The sequence below is a fragment of the Sphingobium sp. B11D3A genome (genome assembly GCF_025961695.1).
In the GTDB taxonomy this organism is placed as follows: domain Bacteria; phylum Pseudomonadota; class Alphaproteobacteria; order Sphingomonadales; family Sphingomonadaceae; genus Sphingobium.
This window is the reverse complement of record NZ_JAOQOE010000001.1, coordinates 2126742-2151390: the sequence shown is the minus strand read 5'-3', so window position 1 is coordinate 2151390 and position 24649 is coordinate 2126742. Positions and strand designations below refer to the sequence as shown.

At 66.0% G+C, this 24649-nt stretch carries 26 protein-coding genes; 17 read left to right on the top strand and 9 right to left on the bottom strand.

Annotated elements, in window-relative coordinates; translation table 11 throughout:
• Positions 1-16 precede the first annotated feature (16 nt).
• Positions 17-1231: a penicillin-binding protein activator gene (locus tag M2332_RS10220; protein WP_413715954.1), complete on the bottom strand. Its 1215-nt coding sequence runs from the start codon at positions 1229-1231 to the stop codon at positions 17-19.
• 10 nt (positions 1232-1241) lie between these two features.
• On the opposite strand from M2332_RS10220, the gene rsmI reads away from it, so the two are divergent.
• The 4 genes from rsmI (at position 1242) to M2332_RS10200 (ending at position 4163) form a co-directional block, all read left to right on the top strand.
• Positions 1242-2078 (top strand): 16S rRNA (cytidine(1402)-2'-O)-methyltransferase, encoded by an 837-nt coding sequence (gene rsmI / locus M2332_RS10215; RefSeq protein WP_264573960.1) that lies wholly within the window; start codon positions 1242-1244, stop codon positions 2076-2078.
• Positions 2075-2449 carry a YraN family protein gene (locus M2332_RS10210; RefSeq protein ID WP_264571693.1) on the top strand — a complete coding sequence of 125 codons (375 nt, stop codon included), beginning with the start codon at positions 2075-2077 and terminating at the stop codon, positions 2447-2449. Before rsmI ends, M2332_RS10210 begins: the two co-directional genes overlap by 4 nt.
• Before the next feature lie 92 nt (positions 2450-2541).
• Positions 2542-3501: a glutathione synthase gene (gene gshB, locus M2332_RS10205; RefSeq protein WP_264573959.1), complete on the top strand. Its 960-nt coding sequence runs from the start codon at positions 2542-2544 to the stop codon at positions 3499-3501.
• A gap of 50 nt (positions 3502-3551) precedes the next feature.
• Positions 3552-4163 carry a DedA family protein gene (locus tag M2332_RS10200; RefSeq protein ID WP_264573958.1) on the top strand — a complete coding sequence of 204 codons (612 nt, stop codon included), beginning with the start codon at positions 3552-3554 and terminating at the stop codon, positions 4161-4163.
• Between the two features lie 4 nt (positions 4164-4167).
• On the opposite strand, the gene M2332_RS10195 is transcribed toward M2332_RS10200, so the two are convergent.
• Genes M2332_RS10195 through M2332_RS10185 form a run of 3 tightly spaced genes read right to left on the bottom strand, consistent with a single transcriptional unit; the run spans position 4168 to position 5832 of the window.
• A complete protein-coding gene (locus tag M2332_RS10195; protein WP_264573957.1) occupies positions 4168-5076 on the bottom strand; it encodes a tyrosine recombinase XerC in 909 nt (302 codons plus the stop codon).
• Positions 5073-5585: an NUDIX hydrolase gene (locus M2332_RS10190; RefSeq protein WP_264573956.1), complete on the bottom strand. Its 513-nt coding sequence runs from the start codon at positions 5583-5585 to the stop codon at positions 5073-5075. Before M2332_RS10190 ends, M2332_RS10195 begins: the two co-directional genes overlap by 4 nt.
• Entirely contained in the window at positions 5548-5832 is a 285-nt protein-coding gene (locus tag M2332_RS10185) for a BolA family protein (RefSeq protein WP_181561141.1), read from the bottom strand. The genes M2332_RS10190 and M2332_RS10185 overlap by 38 nt, the downstream gene beginning before the upstream one ends.
• A gap of 50 nt (positions 5833-5882) precedes the next feature.
• Here M2332_RS10185 and M2332_RS10180 point away from each other — a divergent pair, with 50 nt between their 5' ends.
• From M2332_RS10180 to cobS, 3 genes are all read left to right on the top strand, one after another.
• The gene (locus M2332_RS10180) at positions 5883-6506 is read left to right on the top strand and encodes a J domain-containing protein (RefSeq protein ID WP_264573955.1); all 624 of its coding nucleotides are present in this window, start codon (positions 5883-5885) and stop codon (positions 6504-6506) included.
• 65 nt (positions 6507-6571) lie between these two features.
• Positions 6572-7882, top strand: a complete 1311-nt coding sequence (locus M2332_RS10175) for an Hsp70 family protein (RefSeq protein ID WP_264573954.1) — start codon at positions 6572-6574, stop codon at positions 7880-7882.
• 84 nt (positions 7883-7966) lie between these two features.
• A complete protein-coding gene (gene cobS, locus M2332_RS10170) occupies positions 7967-8974 on the top strand; it encodes a cobaltochelatase subunit CobS (protein ID WP_264573953.1) in 1008 nt (335 codons plus the stop codon).
• A 45-nt stretch (positions 8975-9019) separates the two neighbouring features.
• On the opposite strand, the gene M2332_RS10165 is transcribed toward cobS, so the two are convergent.
• The gene (locus M2332_RS10165) at positions 9020-9634 is read right to left on the bottom strand and encodes a PEPxxWA-CTERM sorting domain-containing protein (RefSeq protein ID WP_264573952.1); all 615 of its coding nucleotides are present in this window, start codon (positions 9632-9634) and stop codon (positions 9020-9022) included.
• A gap of 242 nt (positions 9635-9876) precedes the next feature.
• On the opposite strand from M2332_RS10165, the gene cobT reads away from it, so the two are divergent.
• The gene (gene cobT, locus M2332_RS10160) at positions 9877-11703 is read left to right on the top strand and encodes a cobaltochelatase subunit CobT (protein ID WP_264573951.1); all 1827 of its coding nucleotides are present in this window, start codon (positions 9877-9879) and stop codon (positions 11701-11703) included.
• Between the two features lie 320 nt (positions 11704-12023).
• Here cobT and M2332_RS10155 read toward each other — a convergent pair whose 3' ends face one another.
• The 3 genes from M2332_RS10155 to pabB form a co-directional block, all read right to left on the bottom strand.
• Positions 12024-13226, bottom strand: a complete 1203-nt coding sequence (locus M2332_RS10155; RefSeq protein ID WP_264573950.1) for a pyridoxal phosphate-dependent aminotransferase — start codon at positions 13224-13226, stop codon at positions 12024-12026.
• 74 nt (positions 13227-13300) lie between these two features.
• Positions 13301-13894, bottom strand: coding sequence for an aminotransferase class IV (locus tag M2332_RS10150; protein ID WP_264574940.1), 594 nt, complete (start codon positions 13892-13894; stop codon positions 13301-13303).
• A gap of 35 nt (positions 13895-13929) precedes the next feature.
• Complete coding sequence (gene pabB / locus M2332_RS10145; RefSeq protein WP_264573949.1) at positions 13930-15117, bottom strand: aminodeoxychorismate synthase component I; 1188 nt, start codon at positions 15115-15117, stop codon at positions 13930-13932.
• Positions 15118-15218: 101 nt separating this feature from the next.
• On the opposite strand from pabB, the gene M2332_RS10140 reads away from it, so the two are divergent.
• Complete coding sequence (locus M2332_RS10140; RefSeq protein ID WP_264573948.1) at positions 15219-15920, top strand: NnrU family protein; 702 nt, start codon at positions 15219-15221, stop codon at positions 15918-15920.
• 166 nt (positions 15921-16086) lie between these two features.
• On the top strand, positions 16087-16224 hold the full coding sequence (locus tag M2332_RS10135; RefSeq protein ID WP_264573947.1) for a hypothetical protein: 138 nt from the start codon (positions 16087-16089) through the stop codon (positions 16222-16224).
• A gap of 32 nt (positions 16225-16256) precedes the next feature.
• Here the strand turns inward: M2332_RS10135 and M2332_RS10130 are convergent, their stop codons facing one another.
• Positions 16257-17192: a ribose-phosphate pyrophosphokinase gene (locus tag M2332_RS10130; RefSeq protein WP_181561149.1), complete on the bottom strand. Its 936-nt coding sequence runs from the start codon at positions 17190-17192 to the stop codon at positions 16257-16259.
• A gap of 174 nt (positions 17193-17366) precedes the next feature.
• On the opposite strand from M2332_RS10130, the gene M2332_RS10125 reads away from it, so the two are divergent.
• The 7 genes from M2332_RS10125 (at position 17367) to ribB (ending at position 24648) form a co-directional block, all read left to right on the top strand.
• Positions 17367-19031 carry an NAD+ synthase gene (locus M2332_RS10125; protein WP_264573946.1) on the top strand — a complete coding sequence of 555 codons (1665 nt, stop codon included), beginning with the start codon at positions 17367-17369 and terminating at the stop codon, positions 19029-19031.
• A gap of 3 nt (positions 19032-19034) precedes the next feature.
• The gene (gltX, locus tag M2332_RS10120; RefSeq protein WP_264573945.1) at positions 19035-20375 is read left to right on the top strand and encodes a glutamate--tRNA ligase; all 1341 of its coding nucleotides are present in this window, start codon (positions 19035-19037) and stop codon (positions 20373-20375) included.
• A gap of 129 nt (positions 20376-20504) precedes the next feature.
• A complete protein-coding gene (locus M2332_RS10115) occupies positions 20505-21185 on the top strand; it encodes an energy transducer TonB (RefSeq protein WP_264573944.1) in 681 nt (226 codons plus the stop codon).
• Between the two features lie 60 nt (positions 21186-21245).
• The gene (locus M2332_RS10110; protein ID WP_181561153.1) at positions 21246-21704 is read left to right on the top strand and encodes an OmpH family outer membrane protein; all 459 of its coding nucleotides are present in this window, start codon (positions 21246-21248) and stop codon (positions 21702-21704) included.
• A gap of 26 nt (positions 21705-21730) precedes the next feature.
• Positions 21731-22687: a bifunctional diaminohydroxyphosphoribosylaminopyrimidine deaminase/5-amino-6-(5-phosphoribosylamino)uracil reductase RibD gene (gene ribD, locus M2332_RS10105; protein WP_264573943.1), complete on the top strand. Its 957-nt coding sequence runs from the start codon at positions 21731-21733 to the stop codon at positions 22685-22687.
• 10 nt (positions 22688-22697) lie between these two features.
• On the top strand, positions 22698-23306 hold the full coding sequence (locus M2332_RS10100) for a riboflavin synthase (protein WP_264571709.1): 609 nt from the start codon (positions 22698-22700) through the stop codon (positions 23304-23306).
• Positions 23307-23361: 55 nt separating this feature from the next.
• The gene (gene ribB, locus M2332_RS10095; RefSeq protein WP_264571710.1) at positions 23362-24648 is read left to right on the top strand and encodes a 3,4-dihydroxy-2-butanone-4-phosphate synthase; all 1287 of its coding nucleotides are present in this window, start codon (positions 23362-23364) and stop codon (positions 24646-24648) included.
• The last annotated feature ends 1 nt before the right edge of the window (position 24649 follow it).

Here is a 24649-nt window from a genome sequence, read left to right as displayed (position 1 = left end):
CGCAGGGCGGCGCGATCTACCGCCCGAAGCCCTTGGGCGCGGTATCCACCACCGTCGATCCACTGGCGCCGACCTGCTGGACTTCCAGTGCGCGCTCGGCGATCCCGTCCCGGCCGAAGCGGAAGGCGCCGTCGATGCCGGCGAAGCCCTCGGCATCGCGAAGTCGCGCTGCGGGGAAGGCGCTCCCGGGCTTCCAGTCCTGCGCGATCCGCACGGTGAGCAGCACCGAATCATAACCCAGCGACGCGAGGCGATATGGCGCGGCGCCGTAGGTCGAGCGATATTTGGTTGCGAGCGTGCGATACAACCCATCGGATACGCCGGCATACCAGGCACCGCGCAGCGCCGTGCTGGCGGACAAACCTGCTTCGGTCGCCCACAGTTCGGTGCCGAGGATGCGCGCATCCCTGGCGCCAGCCGTGCGGACCAGCGGCGCGGCTTGCAGCGCGATGCGACCGACATCGGCGATCAGCAGCGCATCATAGCTGGAACTGGCCGACAGGCGCTGGACTGCGGACTGAACCGAATTCGCCGAGCGATCGAATGTCTCCATCGCCACGACCGTGCCGCCGGCGGCTTTCACCTCGCTGAGAAATGCCTTGCCGGCCCGCTCGCCATACACGCCGCGCGGCACGAGCGCTGCGAAATCGCTCAGGCCGCGCGCCCTTGCAAAGCGCACGACGCGCGAGACCGATTGCTCCGGGCTGTAGCCGAGCAGATAGACGCCGTTGCCAGCGACGCTCTCGTCATTGGAATAGCTCAGCACCGGAATGTTGGCGGCGCGCGCAATCGGCGCGACGGCCCGCACCTCGTCCGCCGTCAGCGGGCCGAGGATGAGCTTGTTGCCCTCCGCCACGGCCTTGCGCGCCGCCTCGGCCGGGTTGCGCCCGGTATCATAGGTGGTGACGCGCAGCCGCTCGGTCTTGGTATCCAGCAACGCCATGGTGGTGGCATTGGCCAGCGAGCGCCCGACGCCGGCATTTGTGCCACTCATCGGCACGAGCAGGGCAATGCGGTGCCGCTCCGTATCGGTCGGCAGGCCCTGCGTCACATCCGGCTGCTGTGTCTTGGGCGGCGGAGCAGGCTGCTGCGCCGGCGGCACCACGCGCGTACAGGCCGCCAGCAGCATGGCGCCGATCAGCACAATGCCCTGCAGAATGCGACGGGGCGTCGGGGTGCCTCCAGCCGCGATGTCGAACCTCACTTGCCCCGCAAGGCTCCTCTCTGCCATGGCACACCTCATGTCCGCTTCACTTGAGCCTGGCCTATATATCGTTGCGGGACCGATCGGCAACTTGTCCGACCTCTCGCCCCGCGCTGCCGCCGTGCTGCAGGGTGCGGACGTGGTGGCCGTGGAGGACAGCCGCGTGAGCGCCAAATTGCTGCGCCATGCCGGGTCCGACCGGCCCATGATTCCCTACCATGACCACAGCGATGAGCGGGTTCGCGCCCGTCTGGTCGAGCGCATGGCGAGCGAAGCGGTGGCGCTGCTCTCGGACGCAGGAACGCCGCTCATCTCCGATCCGGGATACAAGCTGGTGCGAGACGCCCGTGCGGCGGGCCGATCCGTGAATACGGTGCCCGGTCCCTGCGCGGCCATTGCGGCGATCACGCTCTCCGGCCTCCCCAGTGACCGTTTTCTGTTCATGGGCTTCCTGCCCCCAAAGACGAAGGCCCGCACTGATACGCTGATGGAAGTGGTGGCGCTCCGTGCGACGCTGGTTTTCTACGAGAGCGGGCCGCGCTGCGCGGCATCGCTGGCGGACATGGCGGCCGTGCTCGGCGATCGTCCGGCCGCGCTCTGTCGAGAGATCAGCAAGGCCTATGAGGAAAGCTTGACCGGCACGCTGACCGAGCTCTCGGCGGCCTGCGCGCAGAAGGAGCCGCGGGGCGAGATTGTGCTGGTGGTCGGCCCGCCGGGAGAGCGCGCCGCGCCGGAAGCCGACGAGATCGATGCGGCGCTGCGCGAGGCGCTGGAGCGGCTGACCGTCTCACAGGCGGCGGGTGAGGTCGCCCGCGCATTGGGGGCGGACCGCAAGGCGCTCTACGCGCGCGCCATGGAACTCAAGGGAAAGTGAAAGGCAGTCCGCCCACGCCGGCGCGGCTTGCGGCCGAGAAGCGGGGCCGGCAGGGCGAGCGGATCGCGGGCTGGTGGTTGCGGCTCAAGGGCTGGACCATTCTTGCGCGGCGGGTGCGTACCCGCGCCGGGGAGATCGACCTGATTGCCCGGCGCGGCAAGATCGTCGCCTTTGTCGAAGTGAAGACGCGGGCCAGCGAGGCGCTGCTCGATGAGGCCATCGACGAGCGGCGGCTGGCGCGCGTTGCGGCGGCGGCGGAAGCGGTCGCCCATAACTGGCTGGGGCCGGATGATGACATGCGCATCGACGTGATGCTGCTTGCGCCGGGTCATCGGCCACGCCATCTGGAAAATGTCTGGCACGGCGGCTAGCGCCTGCGGTCCCGATTGCGTCGCGTGTCAGGGTCTCGGTTCAGAACAAGAACAGGGCTTGAAGCAGCCCGAACGGTGGAAGGTAAGAACGGATGTCGCTCAAGGTCGCTCTGCAGATGGACCCGATGGAGTCGCTGAATATTGCCGGCGATTCGACCTTCCATATCATGATCGCCGCTCAGGCGCGGGGGCACCGGCTCTATCATTATCGCACCGATGATCTGAGCTGGCGCGGCGGACGGCTCTATGCGCAGGCGCGCGAGGTGACGGTGCAGCGTGTGGAGGGCGACCATTATCGCTTCGGCGAGACGATCCGACTGGACCTCGGCCGCGATGTCGATGTGGTCTGGATGCGCCAGGACCCGCCTTTTGACCTCAATTATATCACCGCCACACATTTGCTGGAGCGGATCACCAGCGAAACGCTGGTCGTGAACGATCCAGTGGCCGTGCGCAACGCGCCGGAAAAGCTGTTCGTGCTGGATTTCGCGCGCTTCATGCCGCCGACGATGATCACGCGCAATCTTGAGGAAACGCGCGATTTCCTTACCGAGCATGGCGAGATCGTCGTGAAGCCGCTGTACGGCAATGCCGGCTCGGCGGTGTTTCGCATCGGCGCAGATGGCGCCAATCTCGCCGCACTGGTGGAACTTTTCGGCGAGATGTGGGTCGAAAGCTTCATGGTGCAGGCTTTCCTCAAGGACGTGGCGCAGGGCGACAAGCGGATCGTGCTCGTCGATGGCGAAGTGGCCGGCGCGATCAATCGTATTCCCGGCAAGGGCGAGATTCGCTCGAACCTCGCTGCCGGCGGCACCGCCGCCAAGACCGAGCTGACGGCGGAGGAGCAGGAAATCTGCGCCGCCCTGGGGCCGGAGCTCAAGGAGCGCGGCCTGCTGTTCGTCGGCATCGACGTCATCGGCGGCAAGTGGCTCACGGAAATCAACGTGACGTCACCGACCGGCATTGTCGCCATCGACGCCTTCAACGGCACGGATACCGGCGGCATGATCTGGGATGCGGTCGAGCGTCGCCTGGCGGAGCGGGCGGCCTGAGGCTGCTGCGACAACCAGATGATTGATATGTTGATGATGGGTGACGACAGATGAGCGATTGGGTCGTTCATCTGATCGATGCCGGCGGTTATTGGGGCATCGCTTTGCTGATGGTGCTGGAAAATGTGTTTCCGCCCATCCCTTCCGAGTTGATCATGGGCATTGGCGGCATTCGCGTTGGTCAGGGGAAGATGGACATAGTGCCGCTGCTGGCAGCGGGGACCATCGGCACCACGGTGGGCAATCTTTTCTGGTATCATCTGGGGCTATGCCTCGGCTATGCGCGACTGCGGCCCTTGGTGGAGCGCTATGGTCGCTGGGCGACGGTGCGCTGGCGGGAGGTCGAGTGGCTGGAGCGGATTTTTCTGCGCCATGGCGACAAGATCGTCTTCATCTTCCGCTTCATGCCGGTGTTCCGCACGATCGTCTCGCTGCCGGCGGGGCTGTTCGCCATGCCGTTCTGGCGCTTCGTCATCTGGACGACCGGCGGCGCGCTGATCTGGAACGTGATACTGGTGGGCGCGGGCTATTATCTTGGCGTGCGGTTCGAGCGCATCGATGATTATCTTGGTCCGCTGACCAATATCGCGGTGGCGTTTCTGGTCGTCGGCTATCTTTGGCGGCTGTTCACTTGGAAGTGCGAGCCGCGCGACCGGCCGTAATGTCTTATCCTTCCGCGCGCGGGTGCGCGTTGCGATAGACATCGAGCAGATGCGCCGCATCGACCTGCGTGTAGATTTGCGTCGAGGACAGGCTGGCATGACCGAGCAGTTCCTGCAGTGAGCGCAGGTCCGCGCCGCGCCCGAGCAGATGGGTGGCGAAGCTGTGGCGCAGCGCATGCGGCGTCGTGCGATCGTGCAGGCCAAGGCGCCCGCGTGCCCCCTGAACGGCGCGACGAATCAGCGCCGGGGAAAGGGGGCCGCCGCGCGCGCCCCGGAACAGGGGTGCGTCCTTGCGCGTCGGATAGGGGCAGAGCGCGATATATTCCTCGATCGCGCTGCGCACTTGCGGCAGCAGCGGCACCACCCGCGTCTTGCTCCGCTTGCCCAGCACCCGCAGCGTTTCACCCAGCGGCAGGGCATCGCCGGTCAGTCCCAAGGCTTCGCTGATGCGCAGGCCCGCGCCGTAGAGCAGCATCAGCACGGCCCAGTCGCGCGCCCCGATCCATCCGTCCCGCGCGGTTTCGGCAATGTCCTCGGCGAGCGCGACGGCTTCATCCGGGCTGATCGGTCGCGGCACGCCGGGCTTAACGCGCGGCCCGCGCATCACCGGAATCGTGGCGCCCTCGCCGCCCACAAACCGCAGAAAGGCGCGCAGGGCAGAGAGCTCCCGCGCCGCCGAACTGTTGCCGATGCCTTCCGCCCGGCGCGCCGCCAGAAAGGCGCGCAGATCGCTTGTCGTCAGCGTGGTGATGGCCGCCGATGTCGGCGCGCGGCCGTCCATGTCCGCCATCCAGTCGAGCAGGCGTTCGGCGGTGGAGACATAGGCGCGCACGGTGTGAAGCGAGCGGCGCCGGCCTTCGGCGAGATGCGCGCGCCAGCCTTCCAGCAGCCCTGCCCGCGTTTCGCCGGTCATGACGGCACGGTGCCGGCGAGCAGCTCCTGCCAGATGTCCAGCAAATCGACCGGATACCAGGCCTCGTCATGGGCCGCCAGTTCCTGTGGCGTCCACCAGCGGTGCGAAAGCATGACGGCCTTCTCGAGATCGGTGTGACCCGCCGTGTCGATTCGCGCCTCCGCGACGGGGACCGCGTAAAAGCGCTCCTCGGCATCGACGGGAATGCCCTCGAGCGTGACGAAGGTGACATCGCGCACCGCCACGAGCGGACCGGGTTCGAGGTCGAGCCCTGTCTCCTCGCGCAGTTCGCGCCGCGCGGCCTGCTCAAAGGTTTCGCCCCGATCGACCGCGCCGCCGGGCGTCACCCAAAAAGGCGGGCGATCATCGGGCGTGAAGCGGAAGAGCAGCAGCCGTCCTTGCGGATCGGTGACCAGCAGGCGGGCCGCTGGACGTTTCGCGCGACGGGTCACGCCCCGCTCATTCACCTGCTCATTCACCCGGGGCGCGGGCTCGAATGGCGAGGGCATGCACCTTCTCACGCAGCAGATCGGCGAGCGCCGCGTTGACCATGCGCTGCCGCGCAACGCGGGATTGGCCGGTGAAGGAGTCGGCGACGATCTCCACGGTGAAGTGGCTTTCGCCGCTGCCATCATCGCCCATATGCCCGCGATGCTTGGCGCTGTCATTGATGACGGCGAGCTGTTGCGGGGACAGGGCATTTTCCAGCCGCTGTGCGATCTCTTGCCCGACCGGGCCTAGCGAAGCGTCAACCATGCGCCCTATATAAGCGTTTTGGGTCACGCAGCCACAGGGAAGAGACAGTCGTGTCAGGGTCGGGGTTCAATCAGGGTGCATCGCGCCGCCACACGCGCTTTCACGGTCGCGTGGAAGGTGAGGCGCGCCGCTGCTCGCATCCCGGCTGCATGGAAGCAGGTGAGTTCCGCGCGCCGCCCGAGGAAAAGCGCGGCGCACCCGATGGTCCGCCGCAATGGCGCTGGTTCTGCCTGGATCACATCCGCGCGTTCAACACCGAATATAATTACTTCAAGGGCATGAGCCCGGAGGAGATCACGCAGGCGCAGCGCCCTTATGGCGGCTGGGAGCGGGAGACGCGGGCTTTTTCGTCCGCCGCAGCGAGTGGCACGCCGCCGCCGCGCTGGGCCGATTTCTCCGATCCGCTCGATGCCATTGGCGCGCGCTTCAAGATGCGGGCAGCGGAAACCGCGCAAAGGCAGGATGGCAAGCCGCTGTCCGGCGCGGATCGGTCTGCCCTCAAGACGCTCGGCCTTTCGACCGATGCCGACCGGCGCGCCTTGCGCACCCGCTATACCGAGTTGGTCCGCCGCTTTCATCCGGACCATAATGGCGGCGACCGCGCGCATGAGAAAGCGCTGCAAGACGTGATCGCGGCCTATTCCCATCTCCGCAAGGCGCCGGCCTTCGCCTGACGGACCTTGCCGCGCCGGGTCTACGCTGCCATAGGCGCCGGCCCGCTTTCAGGAAGGTGATTGATATGGCGACCGGCACGCCGGCCCGCGCGATGGGCTTCGACTTCGGCACGACGAATAGCGTCGCCGCGATCGCCGAGGGTGGCACGTCGACCATGGTGGAGTTCGCAGGCGACGTGGCGACGGGCGCTGTCTTCCGGTCCGCGCTCTGCTTCTGGGAAGAGGGCGATCGCCGGGCAGCGCTGGCGCGGGAGGCGGGGCCGTGGGCCATCGCGGAATATCTGGAATTTCCACAAGGCTCGCGATTCATCCAGTCATTCAAGTCGGTCGCGGCCAGTCCGCTGTTCGACCAAGCCAGCATCTTCGACCAGCGCATGACCTTCGAGCAGTTGGGCGAGGCATTTCTGGACCGTATGGTTGCGCATGCCGGACGCGCGCTGGGTACGGGGCCAGACGGTCGCCCTGAGCGCATCATGGTTGGACGGCCGGTGCGCTATGCCGGGTCGCGACCGGATGAGGCGCTGGCCCGCACGCGCTACGATGCCATGTTCCGCACCTTCGGCACGGACATCCACTATGTCTATGAGCCGCTCGGCGCCGCCTTCAGCTTTGCCAGCCGCCTGTCCGAGCCGGCGACTGTGCTGGTCGCGGACTTTGGCGGCGGGACGAGCGATTTTTCCATCGTGCGGATGCGCCCCGCCGGCGACGGGCGGCGCTGCGAACCGCTGGGTCATGCCGGTATCGGTATTGCGGGCGACCGGTTCGACTATCGCATCGTCGATCATCTCGTGCTTCCCATGCTCGGCAAGGGCAGCAGCTATCGCTCCTTCGACAAGGTTCTGGAGATCCCCCGGAGCCATTTCGCGGACTTTGCCGATTGGTCGCGGCTCGCCCTGATGCGCAACCGGCGGACCATGGAAGAGCTGGCGCGGCTGCAGCGCGCTGCCGTCGATCCTGCCGCTATCGGCCGGATGATCGCCATCATCGAGCGGGAGCTCGGCTATGCGCTCTACGATGCAGTCGGCCAGCTCAAGCGTGCGCTGTCGAGCGAGGATGGAGCGCATTTCCGCTTCGAGAGCGATGATCTGGCGATCGATGCCGATGTGACGCGCGCCCAGTTCGAGCGCTGGATCGCGCCGGATGTCGCGCGGATCGAGGAGACGGTCGATCAGGCCCTGGCAGACGCCGCATTGGACGCCGGCGCCATCGACCGGGTGTTCCTCACAGGCGGATCGTCCCTCATCCCCGCAATTCGCGCGATATTCGAACGCCGGTTCGGTGCCGAGCGGATCGCGACCGGCGGAGAACTGACGTCCATCGCGCACGGTCTCGCGCTGATCGGGTTGGAGCACGATCCGGCGGAATGGGCGGTCTGATCCGCCTGATGGAACCCTACCTTCTATCGACAGGGCGCGCGGCAATCGGTTAGGGGCTGTGTGACTCGCAGGAAGATGATGACTATGACCGATCTGCCCAACACCAATTCCGACATGCGCAGCGAGGTGCTGCTCGATGCGCCCGATCGCGTCGTGAGCGCGCGCGAGGTGTTCGGGGTCGATATCGACATGGAGATCCCCGCCTTTTCCGAAGCGGACGAGCGCGTTCCGGATACGGACCCCGCCTATGTGTTCGATCCGGACACGACGCTCGCGATCCTGGCGGGCTATGCCTATAATCGCCGGGTGATGGTGCAGGGCTATCACGGCACCGGCAAGTCGACTCACATCGAGCAGATCGCGGCGCGGCTCAACTGGCCCTGCATCCGCATCAACCTCGATGCGCATATCAGCCGCATCGATCTCGTCGGGCGTGACGCCATCGTCCTCAAGGACGGTCAGCAGGTCACCGAGTTCAAGGAGGGCCTGCTGCCCTGGGCCCTGCAGCGTCCGGTGGCGTTGGTGTTCGACGAATATGACGCCGGTCGGCCCGACGTGATGTTCGTCATCCAGCGCGTGCTGGAAGCCGACGGCAAGATGACCCTGCTCGACCAGAACCGGGTGATTCGTCCGAGCCCCTGGTTCCGCATGTTCGCCACCGCCAACACGGTCGGCCTGGGTGACACCACGGGCCTCTATCATGGCACCCAGCAGATCAACCAGGGCCAGATGGACCGCTGGAATCTGGTGGTGACGCTGAACTATCTGCCGGCCGAGACCGAAGCGCAGATCGTGCTCGCCAAGTCCGGCGAATATGATCATCCGGGCGGGCGCGAGGAAGTCGCCAAGATGATCCGCGTCGCGGAACTGACCCGTCAGGGCTTTATCAACGGGGATATTTCCACCGTGATGAGCCCGCGCACGGTGATCTCATGGGCGCAGAACACCCTCATCTTCAAGGATGTCGGCTTCGCCTTCCGCCTGTCGTTCCTCAACAAGTGCGACGAGGCGGAGCGGGCGCTGGTGGCGGAATATTACCAGCGCGTGTTCGGCAAGGATCTGCCGGAAAGCGTCGTCAGCAAGAGCGCCTGACGCGGCAAGGCGGCCCGAGCGCGGGCCGCCTTCGCGAATGGGTGATCAGGCGATGCGCGTGCGGGTCACCCGGTAGCGCAGGGCGACGCCGGCCAGCGCGAAGCCGGCAATCATCATGGCCCAGGTCGCCGGCTCCGGAATGGCGGGCGGCGGCGCCATCATCGCGCGCATCAGCGGGCCGGCGGTCTCCGTGTGCGACGCTGCCTGCGGCTCCGCGGCCTCGTCGAAATAGCTGCCCAGCACCGAATGGGTGAACTTGTAGGGCGCGCCTTCGAACACGGTTGGCGTCGGTTCAGTCACGGTCGCCATCGGCGTGGCAGGTGCCGGACTGGTGAAATAGCTGTCGAGCACGGAGTGGGTGAATTTGTACTGGCCGCCCTCGAAAACGCCTTGCGAATCCGCATAGTGGCCCAGCCAATTGTTGAGCTGGGCATAATTGTTGAAGTTGCGCACGCCATCCAGGCCCTTGAAGACCATCTGCTGGCTGCCGCCGCTGTTGATCGCAAAGCTGAAATCGCGCTGCGAGAAGCTGGCCTCCGTGTGCAGAATGCTGGTCAGCAGGGCGATGCGCGCATTGAGATTGACCGCCGCGCTGACGCTCTGGATCGGCAGGAGTGCGCCGCTCGTCAGCATCGCGGCAAGGCAGGCAGTCCGGATCATGGGCAATCGTCCTATCACAAAAAGCTGCGCGGCCTGGCCGCTCCAGCACCGTCCCTTGGGGACGCTGATAGGCAGGCAGGCCGCGTTCGAAAATGGATTTAACCAAGAAATCCTAATAATTTGGGTGCTGTTCCACAGCGGCACAGCTGCACGCGCAAAGGTTGACGGGCTGAGATGGGCCGCTCTGCCAAAGGGCAGGAGGGTTGACAGGATCGGGGCACTGGACCAGCCCATTGTACATCATGGCTGACCGTTCCCCCCTCGACCGCTTCAAGGAAGTACTCACCGGCGCCTCGCGCGCTGTCGCACATGATGCCGAGGTTGAGCTCGGCTTCACGCCCGATGCACCGCACCTCGCCGGCAAGCAGATCAAGGTGCCCACGCCGATGCGCAATCTGCCGGCGGATCAGGTCGCGCTCGCGCGCGGCTTTGCAGACAGCTTCGCGCTCAAGCTTCGCCACCATGATGCGCGACTCCATTCCGCGCGGGCGCCGAGCGAGCCAGCCGCGCGCGCCGTCTATGATGCCGTCGAGATGGTCCGCTATGAGGCGCTGGGCTCCAAGAACTACGCCGGCATGCGCGCCAATCTCGCTGCCGCGCTGGACATGCGCACCCATTCCGACCCGATCACGCGCGCGCAATCGGCCGATGAAGTGCCGGTGCAGGGCGCCGTTGCCTTGCTGCTGCGCGAGAAGCTGACCGGGGAAGCGCCGCCGCCCGAATCGCTCAAGGGCATCGAATTTCTGCGCGAGTGGATCGACGAGAAGGCCGCTGACGACTTTGAAGGCCTGTCTTTGTGCCTCGACGATCAGCAGGCCTTTCAGGACAAGGTGCTCTCGATGCTCCAGCATCTCGAGCTGGTGCGCGCGGAGGTTCCCCCCGAATCGCCCGATGAGGATGACGAGGACCAGGACGAGCAATCCGAGCAGCAGGATGAGGACAAGGAAGAAGACGAGGGCGAAGAGGACGATCAGTCCCGCGCCGACACGCGCGGCGAGGATAAGGGCGAGCCGGGCGAGGAGATGTCCGAAGAGCGCCAAGAGCAGGACGGCGACTCGGATGAGGATGGCGATGGCGACGCGCAGGATGACGATGGCGCCATGCCCGTGCGCCCCAATCGCCCCTTGTCGGACCTGCCGCCGGACTTCGACTACCACGCCTATACGACGAAGTTCGACGAGGTGGTGACGGCGCTCGACCTGTGCGATGCCGATGAACTCGTGCGCCTGCGTGGTTTTCTTGACCAGCAGCTCGCCCCGTTCCAGGGCGCGGTCTCCAAGCTGGCGCACCGTCTGCAGCGGCGCCTGCAGGCCCAGCAGAACCGCAGCTGGGATTTCGACCAGGAAGAAGGCATGCTCGATGCCGCGCGACTGGCGCGCGTTGTCGTCAATCCCGCGCACTCGCTCTCCTACAAGATGGAGCGGGACACCGATTTCCGCGATACGGTGGTGACGCTGCTGATCGACAATAGCGGCTCTATGCGGGGGCGCCCCATCGGCATCGCAGCGATCAGCGCGGACATCATGGCCCGCACGCTGGAGCGCTGCGGCGTGAAGACCGAGGTGCTGGGCTTCACCACCCGCGCCTGGAAAGGCGGGCAGAGTCGCGAACAATGGCTGGCCGCCGGGCGCCCGCCGCGGCCCGGTCGTCTCAACGATCTGCGCCACATCATCTACAAGAAGGCGGATGAGCCCTGGCGCCGTGCCAAGGCCAGCCTCGGCCTGATGATGCGCGAGGGGCTACTCAAGGAGAATATCGACGGCGAGGCGCTGCTCTGGGCGCACAATCGCCTGCTCGCCCGGTCCGAGGAGCGGCGCATCCTGATGGTGATTTCCGATGGCGCGCCGGTCGACGATTCGACGCTGTCGGTGAACAACGGCACCTATCTGGAGCGGCACCTGCGGCAAGTGATCGGGTGGATCGAAGGGCGCTCACCGGTCGAGCTGATCGCCATCGGCATCGGCCACGACGTCACCCGCTACTACAAGCGCGCCGTGACGATCATGGATGCCGAGCAACTGGGCGGTGCGATGGTTGAGCAACTCGCGGCGCTGTTCGACAAGGACTAGTGGGACGAGCCTTGCGTCGGGGAGCATTTCTTCGCCTGGGGAAGCGCCGATCATGACGCCGAAGCGGTCTTCGCCGATCTTCACCGTTCGTGCTGAGTAGGCTCTGAGGAGCGCCGCAGGCGCATATCGAAGAGCCGTATCGAAGCATCGTAGCGCAGGGGCCGGTCCTTCGATATGCTGCTTCGACGGGCTCAGCAGCTACTCAGGACGAACGGAGAGCTGCTCGAAGAATATCTGTGCCGACGCCGGCAATGGCGCCCATCAGGCGGCGCTGGAGGCAGGCCGGCCCAGCGTTCCCGCTCAGACCGGCCTGTCCTTTATCACTTGAGCGCGGCGCAGGCTTCCTGGATGCGCGTGCAGGCCTTGCGGAGGATTTCTTCCGAGGTCGCGTAGCTCACGCGGAAGGCCGGGGCGAGGCCGAAGGCGCCGCCGTGGACGGCTGCGACGCCCTTGCTCTCGAGGAAATAGGTGATCAGGTCCTCGTCCGTGGCGATGGTCTTGCCCTCGGGCGTGGTCTTGCCGATGCAGCCGGCGGCATCCGGGTAGACGTAGAAGGCGCCTTCCGGCGTCGGGCAGTTGAGGCCCGGCGCGTCGTTCAGCATCGCCACCACCAGATCGCGCCGCTTGCGGAATGCCTCGTTGCGCTCGATGAGGAAGCTCTGGTCGCCATTCAGTGCGGCCGTTGCCGCGGCCTGGCTGATCGAGCAGGGGTTAGAGGTCGACTGCGACTGCAGCTTGGCCATCGCCTTGATGATCCACTGCGGGCCACCGGCGTAGCCGATGCGCCAACCGGTCATCGAATAAGCCTTGGACACGCCGTTCACGGTCAGCGTGCGCTCGTAGAGATCCGGGCAGACCTGCGCGATCGTCTTGAACGGTGTCGGCGCGTACCAGACATGCTCGTACATGTCGTCGGTGAGGATCAGCACATGCGGGTGCTTGCGCAGCACATCGCCGAGCGCCATCAGCTCCTCGCCGGAATAGGCCGCGCCCGTCGGGTTGGAGGGCGAGTTGAGCAGCACCCAGCGCGTCTTGGGCGTGATCGCGGCGTCGAGCTGGGCCGGCGTGATCTTGTAGAGCTGGTCGGCACCGGCCGCGATGATCACCGGCGTGCCGCCGGCAAAGTTCACGATGTCGGGATAGCTCACCCAATAAGGCGCCGGGATGATGACCTCGTCGCCGGCTTCCACCGTCGCGACCAGCGCGTTGAACAGGGTGTGCTTGCCGCCCGAGTTCACGCTGATCTCGCTCGTCTTGTAGGAGAGCTCGTTATCGCGCTTGAACTTGGCGGCGATGGCTTCCTTCAGCTCGGCGGTGCCGTCGACATTGGTATATTTGGTCTGGCCACCGCGGATCGCGGCGATGGCGGCATCCTTCACGAAATCGGGCGTGTCGAAGTCCGGCTCGCCAGCGGAAAGGCCGATGATGTCCTTGCCTTCCCGCTTGAGGGCAATGACCTTGTCGGTCATCGCGAGCGTGGCGCTGGGCTGAATACGGCCGAGGGCGGCGGAAGTCCGGGACATGGAAAGCTCCTGACAGTCAGGGATGATGCGCGTGGCGCCCGGGACGCTCCCGGACGGCGCGGTGCATAGTGCGCTCAGCCTTGCGGTGCAACCAGCCTCGCAGCCATCAGCCCGCGCGCGGCATTGCCGATGAGGAAACCGTCTGCCAGATCTTCCGGCCGCAGGTCGGCCTCCTGCGCCTTGCCCTGGTCGATCAGGCTCTGGCGCAGCACGCCCGGCAGCAGGCCGCGCGCAAGGGGTGGCGTCAGCAGGGTCTCGCCCCGCTGGAGGAACAGGTTGGTGAAGCAACCCTCCGTCAGATAGCCGGCCTCGTCGGTCAGCAGCACTTCGAACGTGCCCGATTGCCGCAGGGGCACTTCATAATGGCGCCGGTCCGTGGTCTTGTGCCGCACGCGAATATCGTCTCCGCCGAGCAGGCGGGGCGCGATGCTCACCGACGTCGGTCCCTCCAGCAAGGGCGGCATTTCGCGAACCTCGATGCTGAGCGTGCCGATCCGGCCGAGCAGGATGCGCACGCGCCTCGGCTCGACAAAGCCGAAGGTCGCGGCCTGCAGTTCGTTGCGCAGCTCATGCCGGTCGAGAATGAAGCCAAGTTCGTGCGCGCTGCGTTCGAGTCGCCGGATGTGGAGGTCGAGAAGCGGCAGCCCGATCTCGGGATCGAAGGCCATGGTTTCGATGAGGTCGAAATGATGGGCCTTTGCGATCAAAGCACGTTCTCCCCAACGGCCAGAAACCGTCCCTTGTCGAGGCATTCCTGCCATTCTGCCTCCGGCTGGCTGTCCGCAACGATGCCGGAGCCCAGCCCGACGATACCCGCCTCAGCGTCCTTCTCCAGCACGATGGTGCGGATGGCGACATTGAACCGTGCGGTGCCGTCCGGTGCAATATGGCCGATGCTGCCCGTATAGAGTCCGCGCCCGAACCGTTCGACCTCGCGGATGATCTCCATGGCGCGCAGCTTGGGCGCGCCGGTGATCGATCCGCAGGGGAAGAGGGCGCGCAGCACGTCCGCCGGCCCGAGTTGCGGTTGCAGCCGGCCCTCGACGACGGAGATCATCTGATGGACCGTGGGATAATGCTCGACATGGAAGAGAGCGGGCACCGCGACGCTACCTGGCTCCGTGACGCGCGAGATATCGTTGCGCAAAAGGTCAACGATCATCAGATTTTCGGCGCGCTGCTTGGGGTCGCTGGCGAGGTCGCGTGCGGCGGCGGCATCGCGGTCCGGATCGGCATCGCGCCGCGCAGTGCCTTTCATCGGCCGGGTCGTCACCATGCCATCGGCCAGCGTGAAGAAGCTCTCGGGCGAGAAAGACAGGACATGCCGGTCATCATGACGCAGCAAGGCGCCGTGGCCGGCGGCGGCGCGGGGCCGGATGGCGCGATAGGCGGCGAGGGGATTGCCATCGATGGCGACGCGGGCGGGAAAGGTCAGGTTCGCCTGATAGATGTCGCCGGCGCGGATATAGTCCAGCACTGTCCCGATGGCGCGGCCATAGTCCGCGCGCGAGATCATCGGCTCGATCGGGCCGATCGTGACGGGCGTCTCCGGCAACAGAGCATCCACGGCATCCGCCGCGATGGGCTGGAGCGCGTCGAACAAGCCGAACCAGAGCAAGGGTCCGGCATCGCCCTCGCGCGGCACATAGCCGTTCAGCCGCGCCTCGAAGGCGTGGCCCGCGGCGTAGGAAAGGTAGCCGGCGGCGTGGAGGCCGGTTTTGACGGCAGCCTCAACCCGCGCCAGCGCAGGCAGCACATCGGCCAGCCGATCGGCTCGGATGATGTCGCACGGGTCGCGGAACAGCGTCGCGCTGCCCGATCCGTCTGCCCGCGCATCATCGAGCAGCACGAAAGGCGCGTCGGACGATATGGGCAGGGCGAGGCGAGTCATGGCGCCCTATTGGCAGCGTGATGGCATCAAGGCCAGCGTTTCAGGACCGTCAGACTCGGTGTAGAAGCTGGACAGGCGGCAGCGTCGAGGAGGTTCGTCTCATGCAGGCTTTGATACATCTGGCTTTGGCGATGGGGAGCTTCGTCGGCACGCACCTTCTCCTGTCCCATCCCCTTCGTGCGCCTCTGGTGGCGCGGCTGGGCGAGCGGGGCTTTCTTGGCCTCTATACCCTCACCGCCTTTGCCACGCTGGGCTGGACGATCCTCGCTTTCCGGGCCGCGCCCGCCGCGCCGCTGCTGTGGATGGCGCCCATCGGCCTGTGGCACCTTGGCGGGCTGGTGATGGCGCTCGCCGGCGTCATGCTGGTTGGCTCGCTCATCGGTAATCCGGCGATGGTCGATCCCACCGGGCAGATGACCGCGCCCGAGCGCGCCCGGGGTGTCTATGCCGTAACGCGCCACCCGATGATGTGGAGCTTCATTCTCTGGGCGCTGGTTCACGCCACGCTCTGGCCATCCGGACGGACGCTGATCCTGAGTGGCGGCATCGCCCTGCTCGCCTGTGTGGGTGCGCTGGGGCAGGACCGGAAGAAGGCGCGGCTCCTGGGTGCGCCATGGCGCCAGTGGCAGGCGCGCACGAGCTTTGTGCCATTCGTCGCGCTCCTGTCCGGGAAGGCGGAGTGGCACGCGCTGTGGCCGGGCGTCGTTCCGGTGCTCGGCGGCGTCATCCTCTGGCTCGGTGCCACCTGGGCGCATCCCTTGCTGGGCGGACCGTTCGTGCCGCCTTGGCTGTGGATTGGATGACACAGTCTCTCCCAAAATCGACGCGCCACCCCGGTTTGGGCCGGCCGGCACCGTCAATGTCGTGGATTGTCAGCCGCTGTTCGGCGCATGGCGAATCCGTGTCATCGGCTATCGCGGGAGCGGAAGGCGTATCATGTTCGGGTTTGGCAGGATCGCAGGCGCAATAATGGCTCTGTTCGCGGCGCTGGGCCTTGCGCTGTTGCTGCGTTCCGCGCCCGAGGCGGCGCGCTGGTCGCTGATGATCTGCGTGATGGGCTTTGTCGGCGCCACCATGCGTCTGCGCCGACTCGACGCCGGTTTCTGATCTGCGGCCGGGTCAGCTGCCCCGGCGCCCGATCAGTCGAACAGCGAGCTGACCGAGCTTTCGTCCGCGATCCGGCGGATCGCTTCACCGAGCAGCGGCGCAATCGGCAACTGACGGATCTTGGTCGAGGCCGCGACGGAGGGCGTGGCGAGAATCGAATCGGTGATGACCAGCTCGCGCAGAGCCGAGCCTTCCACCCGCGCGACTGCGCCGCCCGAGAGCACGCCATGCGTCACATAAGCGACGACGTCGGTCGCGCCGGCATTCTTGAGCGCGGCGGCGGCGTTGCAGAGCGTGCCTGCCGAATCGACGATGTCATCGATCAGGATGCAGAAGCGGCCCTTCACGTCGCCGATGATGTTCATCACTTCCGATTCGCCGGCGCGCTCGCGGCGCTTGTCGACGATGGCGAGCGGCGCATTGTCGAGCCGCTTGGCCAGCGCACGAGCACGGACCACGCCGCCCACGTCCGGCGAGACGACCATCAGATTCTCATTCGGGAAACGGGCCTGAATGTCTGCGGACATCACCGGTGCGCCGAACAGATTGTCGGTCGGGATATCGAAGAAGCCCTGGATCTGTCCGGCATGGAGGTCGACCGAAAGGACACGATTGGCGCCGGCGGTGGTGATGAGGTTTGCCACCAGCTTGGCCGAGATCGGCGTGCGCGGGCCGGGCTTGCGGTCCTGCCGGGCGTAGCCGAAATAGGGAACCACCGCCGTGATGCGCCGCGCCGATGCGCGCTTGAGCGCATCGATCATGATTAGCAGTTCCATGAGATTGTCGTTGGCCGGATAGCTGGTCGACTGCACGACGAACACATCCTCGCCGCGCACATTCTCGTGAATCTCGACGAAGATTTCCTCGTCCGCAAAACGCCGCACGCTCGCATCGGTGAGCGGGAGCTCCACATAATCGGCAATCGCCTGGGCGAGCGGCATGTTGCCGTTGCCAGAGATGATCTTCATGTCGGGGTCCCCATGGCTGCGGTTGTCGCGGCCCCTCTAGCGAGCAGGTGCCCCGCTGAAAAGGCGCTTGTGACGGTTCGGGGACAAGGGGTTGCGGTCAATGGTGCGGCAAGGCCGCATATCCGGCTCGGCGACGCCCTTGCTCCCGCCCCCGCCCGCCCATAAAGCGGCGCTATGACAGCCTCTCTCCGGATCGCCATGGCCCAGCTCAACCAGAGCATGGGTGATATCACGGGTAATGCAGAGGCCATGCTGGCCTGCCGGGACAAAGCACGCGAGCAGGGCACGGATCTGATCGTGTATCCCGAGTTGCAGCTCATCGGCTATCCGCCCGAGGATCTGGTGCTCAAGCCCGCGCTGGCCGCACGCGCCGAGACCGCGCTGCATCGGCTTGCCGAGGCGACGGCGGATGGCGGCCCGGCGATGCTTGTCGGCACGGTCATCGCCAACAAAGGCCTGCTGTTCAATTGCGTGGCGCTGCTCGATGGCGGCAAGGTCGTCGCGATCCGCCAGAAGCGCGAGCTGCCCAACTACGGAACCTTTGATGAGAAGCGCCTGTTCGCGCCCGGGCCGCTGCCCGACCCAGTCGAGTTTCGCGGCGTGAAGCTGGGTCTGCCGATCTGCGAGGACATCTGGTTCCCGTTCGTCACCGGGCATCTGGCGGAAAAGGGCGCGGAGCTGCTCATCTCGATCAACGGCAGCCCCTATGAGGTGGCCAAGGATGATTTCCGCGTCCGCGGCGTGTGCATGGAGCGCGTCAACGAGACAGGCTTGCCGCTCCTGTATCTCAACCGCGTCGGCGGGCAGGACGAGCTCGTGTTCGACGGTGCTTCCTTCGTGCTGAATGCGGATGGCGACATCGCCCATATGCTGCCGGACTGGGAGGAAGCGCTGGTCATCACTCAGTGGGACCGAGGCGACGATGGCCGGTGGTTCTGCAAGCCGGGCGAGGTGCACGCGCTCGATGCGCATCCGGCGGATATTTATCACGCGATGGTCGTGGGCCTGCGCGACTATGTGAATCGCAACCGCTTTCCCGGCGTGGTGCTGGGCCTTTCGGGCGGGATAGACAGCGCGCTTTCCGCAGCTGTGGCGGTGGATGCGCTGGGGGCGGATCGCGTCTGGTGCGTGATGATGCCGTCGCGTTTCACCGGCCAGGAAAGCCTGGACGATGCAGCGGAATGCGCGCGGCTGCTCGGCTGCCGGCTCGATACCATCCCGATTTCGCCCGCTGTCGGCGCGTTCGATGCCATGTTGGCGGAGGCGTTCACCGGGCGGACCGCGGATCTGACCGAGGAGAATATCCAGTCGCGCATTCGCGGTGTGACGCTGATGGCGCTCTCCAACAAGTTCGGCCACATGCTGCTGACCACCGGCAACAAGAGCGAAATGAGCGTGGGCTATGCCACCATTTATGGCGACATGGCCGGCGGCTATTCGGTGCTCAAGGATGCCTATAAGACAACCGTGTTCGATCTCTCGCGCTGGCGCAACGCGGAGAAGCCGTCGCTTGGGCTAGGGCCGGATGGGCCGGTGATGCCGGAGCGGGTCATCACCAAGCCGCCCACCGCAGAGTTGCGCGAGAACCAGAAGGATTCGGACAGCCTGCCGCCTTATGAGGTGCTGGACCCCATCCTCTACGGCCTGGTCGAACAGGAAAAGTCGGTCGATCAGCTTGCTGCCATGGGTTTCGATCGCGCAACCGTCGCCCGCATCGAGCGGCTGCTCTATGTGGCGGAGTATAAGCGTCGTCAGGCGCCGCCGGGGGTGAAGCTGGGTGGCCGCAATTTCGGCCGCGACCGACGTTATCCCATCACCAATGCTTTCCGGACCGCCTGAACCATGACCGTCATCACCCGTTTCGCGCCGTCGCCGACCGGCCATCTGCATGTTGGCAACATCCGCGCGGCGCTGCATAACTGGCTGTGGGCGCGCAAGATGGGCGGGCAGTGCCTGCTGCGCATCGATGATACCGACACCGCGCGCAGCGAAGAGCGCTTTGTCGAGGGCATCCGGGCTGATCTCGCCTGGCTCGGCCTCGATATGGACGGCGAGGTGCGCCAGTCCGCGCGGTTCGATCTCTATGAGGAGAAGTTGGCGGCTCTGCGGGCCGCCGGGCGGGTCTATCCCTGCTTTGAGTCGGCGCAGGAGCTGGACTTGCGGCGCAAGATCCTGCTCGGGCGCGGTCTGCCCCCGGTCTATGACCGTGCGGCGCTGGCGCTGAGCGCGGACGAGATCGCGGCGAAGCAGGCGGCCGGCGAGCAGCCGCACTGGCGCTTCAAGCTGGATCATGATGCGCCGATCGAATGGGTCGACCTGATCCGGGGCGACCAGCACTTCGACCCCCGGTTGCTCTCCGATCCGGTGATTCGCCGGGCCGATGGAAGCTGGCTCTACATGCTGCCCTCGGTGATCGACGATATCGACATGGGCGTCACCCATGTGCTGCGCGGCGAGGATCATGTCTCCAACACGGCCACGCAGTTGCAGATGTTTGCTGCGCTGGGCGCGCCGCTGCCCCAGTTTGCCCATATGGCCCTGCTCACCGGCGCGGAAGGGAAGCTCTCCAAGCGACTCGGCGCGGTCGGCGTTGGCGATCTGCGGGAAGCGGGGGTCGAGGCGATCACCATCAGCGCGCTGCTTGCGCGGCTCGGCACCAGCGATCCGGTGGAGCCGGTGATCGACATGGCCCCGCTGGTCGAGCGCTTCGATTTCGCGCATTTCGGGCGAGCGCCCGCCCGCTTCTCGGATGAAGAGCTGTTCGGCCTCAACGCCAAGATCGTCCACATGCTGCCCTATGAGGCGGTCGCCGATCGCCTCCCGGCGCAGATCGATGCTGCCGCATGGCCAGTCGTGCAGCCCAACCTCGAAACGGTAGCCGGGGCAGCGGGTTGGGTGGCGGTGCTCAACGGTGAGATCGCGCGGCCCGATCTCGATGCCGACGACCGCGCGTTCCTCGCCCAGGCTGCCGAGGTGGCAGCGGATATCGACTTTGCCGCCGATCCCTGGCGCACGCTGACGAGCGCCCTCAAGCAGAGCAGTGGGCGCAAGGGGAAGGCGCTTTTCCTGCCGTTGCGCCTCGCCCTGACCGGCGTGGATCACGGCCCTGACATGGCCGCCCTGCTGCCGCTGATCGGGCAGGATCGCGCGCTCGCACGGCTGCGCGCTGCCGCCAGCAGCTGAGCGATCGTCGGCGCCGGTAACGCCCGCCGGCGGCCGATCCATGCGCGCTCTGACACCCGATAAAAACCGCTTCGCGTAGCCTCTTTTTAGTGATAGTATAACATCACAAATAAAATTAGGAGAGGTGTCATGTCCCTTGTGTCGTCTCAATCATCCTATGCACCCCGGACCCGCTATGCGGCCCGGCGGTCACCGGGCGCGCTGGCAGCGGCCATTGCCTTTAATGGCGGGCTCATCGGGCTGTTGATCGCCTTGCCGGCCACACATTATCTGAGGCCCGCACCGACCCCTCCCATTGATGTACGGTTCGTGCCGACCGCTCCGTTGCCGCCGCCCGTCACACCGGAGCCGGACGCGAAAGTGGAGACTCAGCCGGCTCGCCCGCTCGATACGCCACGCGACCCGGTGAGGGTCGATCCGCAAATCAACCTCGGCACCATGACCGATTTGACGACGAAGCCCTACCCGCCTTTGCCTGACCCGGATGCCGGCAAGACCATCGTCACGCCGCCCGCTGCGCCAGTCATCGTGCCCGCTCAGCCGGATGCGCGGTTTGCTGACCGGTTTCGCCCGCCTTATCCGCCCGCCATGCAGCGCGAAGGGCGCGAGGGCAGCGTCACGGTGCGGGTCAGCATCGACGAGCGTGGACGGGTGACCGCGGTCGAGCAGGTCCGCGCGAGCGATCCGGCCTTCTTCGAGGCGGCCCAGCGCCACGCGCTGCGGGCTTGGCGTTTCCGCCCGGCCACGCGGGATGGCGTACCGGTCGCGTCCGAGCAGGTGCTCACCTTGCGCTTCGAACTGGAGCGTTAAGCGGGGCGTCACGATGACGCGCTGCTTTTCAAGGCCATGGTGCCTCCCTATGTAGGCGCCATGGCCATTTTTCCCCGCCCGGTTTCTCCACGGAGTGCTGCGTCCGATCTGCGCGAGATGTTCGCGCCCGATCGCCCGCACCGCTGGAGCATTCTTGCGCTCTCGGTGACGCTGACTGGCGTTCTGCTCTGGGGGTTCGCGATCGACTCGCGCAAGCCGGAGCAGGAACGGCAGATCATCTACATCGAGAATTGGGAGGCCAACCGGCCGGACAGTGCGATCATCCAGCGCCAGATTGAGGATTTCGCGCGGTATCGGGTGGCGCTTGAGAGCAAGCAGGGCGAGTTTCAGCGCCTCGCCGATAGTCTCGGTATCGACTGGCGCGAGGATGCTGCGCGCACCAAGCGCGAGCGCGAAGAACTGTTCGATGCGAAGGAAAAGGAGCTGCAGCAGAAGCTTGCTGCGGCTCTGGCCAAGGAAGGCGGCGTAGCGGGCAACACCGCCACGGCAACGCCCTGACTCTTCCGGGCGACAGCGCCTGGCTGATGGCAGCCATCGCCTTGTCCCACCGTTCCCGCGGTCGCACCGCGCCCAATCCCAATGTCGGATGCACAATGCTCGATGCCGCAGGCCGCGTCGTCGGGCGAGGCTGGACGCAGCCTGGCGGCCGCCCCCATGCCGAGGCGATGGCACTGGCCATGGCCGGGGCATCGGCGCGGGGCAGCACGGCCTATGTCAGCCTGGAGCCCTGCGCGCACCAATCCGCGCGCGGCCCTTGCTGTTCGGATCTGCTGGTGGAGGCCGGCGTGCGCCGCGTCGTCGTGGCGGCAGGCGATCCCGATCCACGGACCAACGGTCGCGGCATCGCGCGCTTGCGGGACGCGGGGCTGATCGTCGATACTCTGCCAAAGCTGGCGCCCGCGGCGCGGGCCGCAATGGCTGGCTTCTTCACGCGCCAGCGGGCGGGGCGACCTCACGTGACGCTCAAGCTCGCCACTTCGCTCGATGGCTGCATTGCGCTGGAAGACGGGACGAGCCAGTGGATTACCGGTCCGGCGGCGCGGGCACATACCCATCTGGAGCGGGCGCGGCACGAGCTGATCCTGGTTGGGCGCGGCACGCTCGCACAGGATCAGCCCCGGCTGGACGTGCGCCTGCCCGGGCTGGAGTCGCGTTCGCCCGTCCGGGTGCTCCTAAGTCGCAGCGGTGCGGCGCCGGATGATTGGCTTTCGATCCAGACGCCGGCTCAAATTGCGGGCCTTCCCGGCGATCATCTGATGGTCGAGGGCGGCGCTCAGACGGCTGGCGCCTTTCTTGCGGCCGATCTGGTTGATCGTCTGCTGCTGTATCGCGCGCCGATCCTCATCGGGCGCGGCAAGGCGGCGCTGGGCGACATCGGGCTCAATCGTCTGGCCGAGGCCCACGGTCGCTGGCGGCTGGTCGACGCGCGCGATTTCGCGCCAGACCGGCTGGAGGTTTACGAACGCGTGCGGCCCGCATAGAGCAGCAGGCATGTTTACCGGCATCATCACCGACATCGGCACCATCCAGAGCGCGCAGCAGCGCGGCGACCTGCGTCTGGTCATCGGCTGCCATTACGACATGGAGGGCGTGGATATCGGCGCTTCCATCGCCTGTTCCGGCGTGTGCCTCACCGTGGTGGACAAGGGCGCCGACTGGTTCGCGGTCGATCTGTCTGCCGAGACCGTCTCGCGCACCGCGCAGGGCGCCTGGGCAGAAGGGCGGTTGCTCAATCTGGAGCGCGCGCTCAAGCTCGGGGACGAGCTGGGCGGGCACATCGTCACGGGTCATGTCGATGGCATCGGCGAAGTCGCAGACATCACAGCCGAAGGTGATTCGCACCGGGTCACCGTGCGGCTTCCGGCCGATCTTGCCCCCTATGTCGCGGCCAAGGGGTCGATCACGGTCGATGGCGTATCGCTGACCGTGAATTCCGTGGAAGACGGTCCGGAGGGCTCGACTTTCGGCCTCAACATCATTCCGCACACCTGGTCGGTGACAACCTTCGGCCAGCTCGCGCCGGGCCAGCCAGTGAATCTGGAAATCGACGTGCTGGCCCGATATCTGGCGCGCATGAAGGATCATCAGGCCCGCAGCTAAGGCGCAGTTGCCGAGAAATATTGGCAATCACATTACGATGTGATATTTGCCCTTCATGAGCAGCGAATTGATCGAAAACGTACGTAAGCTGGTGCGCGATGGCATTCTGTCCCGCTCCGGTCTCGCCCGTGCCGCCGGGCTCCACGCCAACAGCCTGCGCCGGCTGGATGAAGCCGACTGGAATCCCACCGCCGACACACTGGGCAAGCTGGAAAGCTATCTGCTCGCCCGCGCGCACGGGACGGCCTTGGCTAGCGCCGAGGAGATCATCAACGAGGCGCGCAATGGCCGGATGTTCATTCTGGTCGACGACGAGGATCGCGAGAATGAGGGCGATCTGGTCATTCCCGCGCAGATGGCCACCCCGGATGCGATCAACTTCATGGCCACGCACGGCCGCGGCCTCATCTGTCTGGCGCTGACCCGTCAGCGCGTCGAAACGCTGGGCCTCAACCTGATGAGCGCCAGCAACGGCACCCGGCATGAGACGGCTTTCACGGTATCGATCGAGGCCCGCGAAGGCGTGACCACCGGAATCTCCGCAGCCGACCGCGCACGGACCGTCGCTGTGGCTATCGATGCCTCCAAGGGGCGCGAGGCCATCGTGACGCCGGGCCATGTTTTCCCGCTGATCGCACGCGATGGCGGGGTGCTCGTGCGCACCGGCCATACTGAGGCGGCGGTGGACGTCGCGCGGCTGGCGGGTCTCAATCCCTCCGGCGTGATCTGCGAGATTATGAAGGACGACGGGACCATGGCCCGCCTCGATGATCTCATCCCCTTCGCGCAGAAGCATCGCCTCAAGATCGGTACCATTCGCGATCTCATCGCCTATCGCCGCCGCAACGATCACATGCTGGAGCGACGCGCAGAAGCCACGTTCACCAGCCGCTGGGGCGGCGAGTGGCGCGCGGTGACCTTCTTCAATCGCGCGACCGAGTCCGAACAGGTCGCGCTCATCAAGGGGCATGTCACGCCCGAGCAGCCGACGCTCGTGCGCATGCATCAGGTGTCTGTCTTCACCGATATTTTCGGGGAAGAAGGGCCGCGCGCCAGCCTGCTCTCCCGCGCGATGGAAATGATCGCCGAGGCAGGGGCCGGCGTCATCGTCGTCATCAATCGCCCGAGCGAAGACCGGTTCAGCCGGCAGATGAAAATCCGCACTGGTGAAGCAAGCCCAGCCGGTATGGACGAGCTGCGCGATTATGGCGTCGGCGCGCAGATCCTGGCCGATCTCGGCGTGCATGACATGATCCTGCTCACCAACAGCCACCACAATCTGATCGCGCTGGATGGCTATGATCTGGCGGTTGTCGAGGAGCGGGCGATCACGGGCGTCTGAC

Bases quoted from the DNA above. Each gene is read 5' to 3' on its own strand.
- M2332_RS10190 (WP_264573956.1), bottom strand. From the start codon at position 5,585: ATGCCCTCGCCATTCGAGCCCGCGCCCCGGGTGAATGAGCAGGTGAAT.
- ribB (WP_264571710.1), top strand. From the start codon at position 23,362: ATGAGCAGCGAATTGATCGAAAACGTACGTAAGCTGGTGCGCGATGGC.
- pabB (WP_264573949.1), bottom strand. From the start codon at position 15,117: ATGACTCGCCTCGCCCTGCCCATATCGTCCGACGCGCCTTTCGTGCTG.
- M2332_RS10220 (WP_413715954.1), bottom strand. From the start codon at position 1,231: ATGGCAGAGAGGAGCCTTGCGGGGCAAGTGAGGTTCGACATCGCGGCT.
- M2332_RS10100 (WP_264571709.1), top strand. From the start codon at position 22,698: ATGTTTACCGGCATCATCACCGACATCGGCACCATCCAGAGCGCGCAG.
- ribD (WP_264573943.1), top strand. From the start codon at position 21,731: ATGGCAGCCATCGCCTTGTCCCACCGTTCCCGCGGTCGCACCGCGCCC.
- M2332_RS10175 (WP_264573954.1), top strand. From the start codon at position 6,572: ATGGCGACCGGCACGCCGGCCCGCGCGATGGGCTTCGACTTCGGCACG.
- cobT (WP_264573951.1), top strand. From the start codon at position 9,877: ATGGCTGACCGTTCCCCCCTCGACCGCTTCAAGGAAGTACTCACCGGC.
- gltX (WP_264573945.1), top strand. From the start codon at position 19,035: ATGACCGTCATCACCCGTTTCGCGCCGTCGCCGACCGGCCATCTGCAT.
- gshB (WP_264573959.1), top strand. From the start codon at position 2,542: ATGTCGCTCAAGGTCGCTCTGCAGATGGACCCGATGGAGTCGCTGAAT.
- M2332_RS10195 (WP_264573957.1), bottom strand. From the start codon at position 5,076: ATGACCGGCGAAACGCGGGCAGGGCTGCTGGAAGGCTGGCGCGCGCAT.
- M2332_RS10165 (WP_264573952.1), bottom strand. From the start codon at position 9,634: ATGATCCGGACTGCCTGCCTTGCCGCGATGCTGACGAGCGGCGCACTC.
- M2332_RS10200 (WP_264573958.1), top strand. From the start codon at position 3,552: ATGAGCGATTGGGTCGTTCATCTGATCGATGCCGGCGGTTATTGGGGC.
- M2332_RS10155 (WP_264573950.1), bottom strand. From the start codon at position 13,226: ATGTCCCGGACTTCCGCCGCCCTCGGCCGTATTCAGCCCAGCGCCACG.
- M2332_RS10140 (WP_264573948.1), top strand. From the start codon at position 15,219: ATGCAGGCTTTGATACATCTGGCTTTGGCGATGGGGAGCTTCGTCGGC.
- M2332_RS10115 (WP_264573944.1), top strand. From the start codon at position 20,505: ATGTCCCTTGTGTCGTCTCAATCATCCTATGCACCCCGGACCCGCTAT.
- M2332_RS10135 (WP_264573947.1), top strand. From the start codon at position 16,087: ATGGCTCTGTTCGCGGCGCTGGGCCTTGCGCTGTTGCTGCGTTCCGCG.
- M2332_RS10110 (WP_181561153.1), top strand. From the start codon at position 21,246: ATGGCCATTTTTCCCCGCCCGGTTTCTCCACGGAGTGCTGCGTCCGAT.
- M2332_RS10150 (WP_264574940.1), bottom strand. From the start codon at position 13,894: ATGGCCTTCGATCCCGAGATCGGGCTGCCGCTTCTCGACCTCCACATC.
- M2332_RS10185 (WP_181561141.1), bottom strand. From the start codon at position 5,832: ATGGTTGACGCTTCGCTAGGCCCGGTCGGGCAAGAGATCGCACAGCGG.
- M2332_RS10125 (WP_264573946.1), top strand. From the start codon at position 17,367: ATGACAGCCTCTCTCCGGATCGCCATGGCCCAGCTCAACCAGAGCATG.
- M2332_RS10130 (WP_181561149.1), bottom strand. From the start codon at position 17,192: ATGAAGATCATCTCTGGCAACGGCAACATGCCGCTCGCCCAGGCGATT.
- rsmI (WP_264573960.1), top strand. From the start codon at position 1,242: ATGTCCGCTTCACTTGAGCCTGGCCTATATATCGTTGCGGGACCGATC.
- cobS (WP_264573953.1), top strand. From the start codon at position 7,967: ATGACCGATCTGCCCAACACCAATTCCGACATGCGCAGCGAGGTGCTG.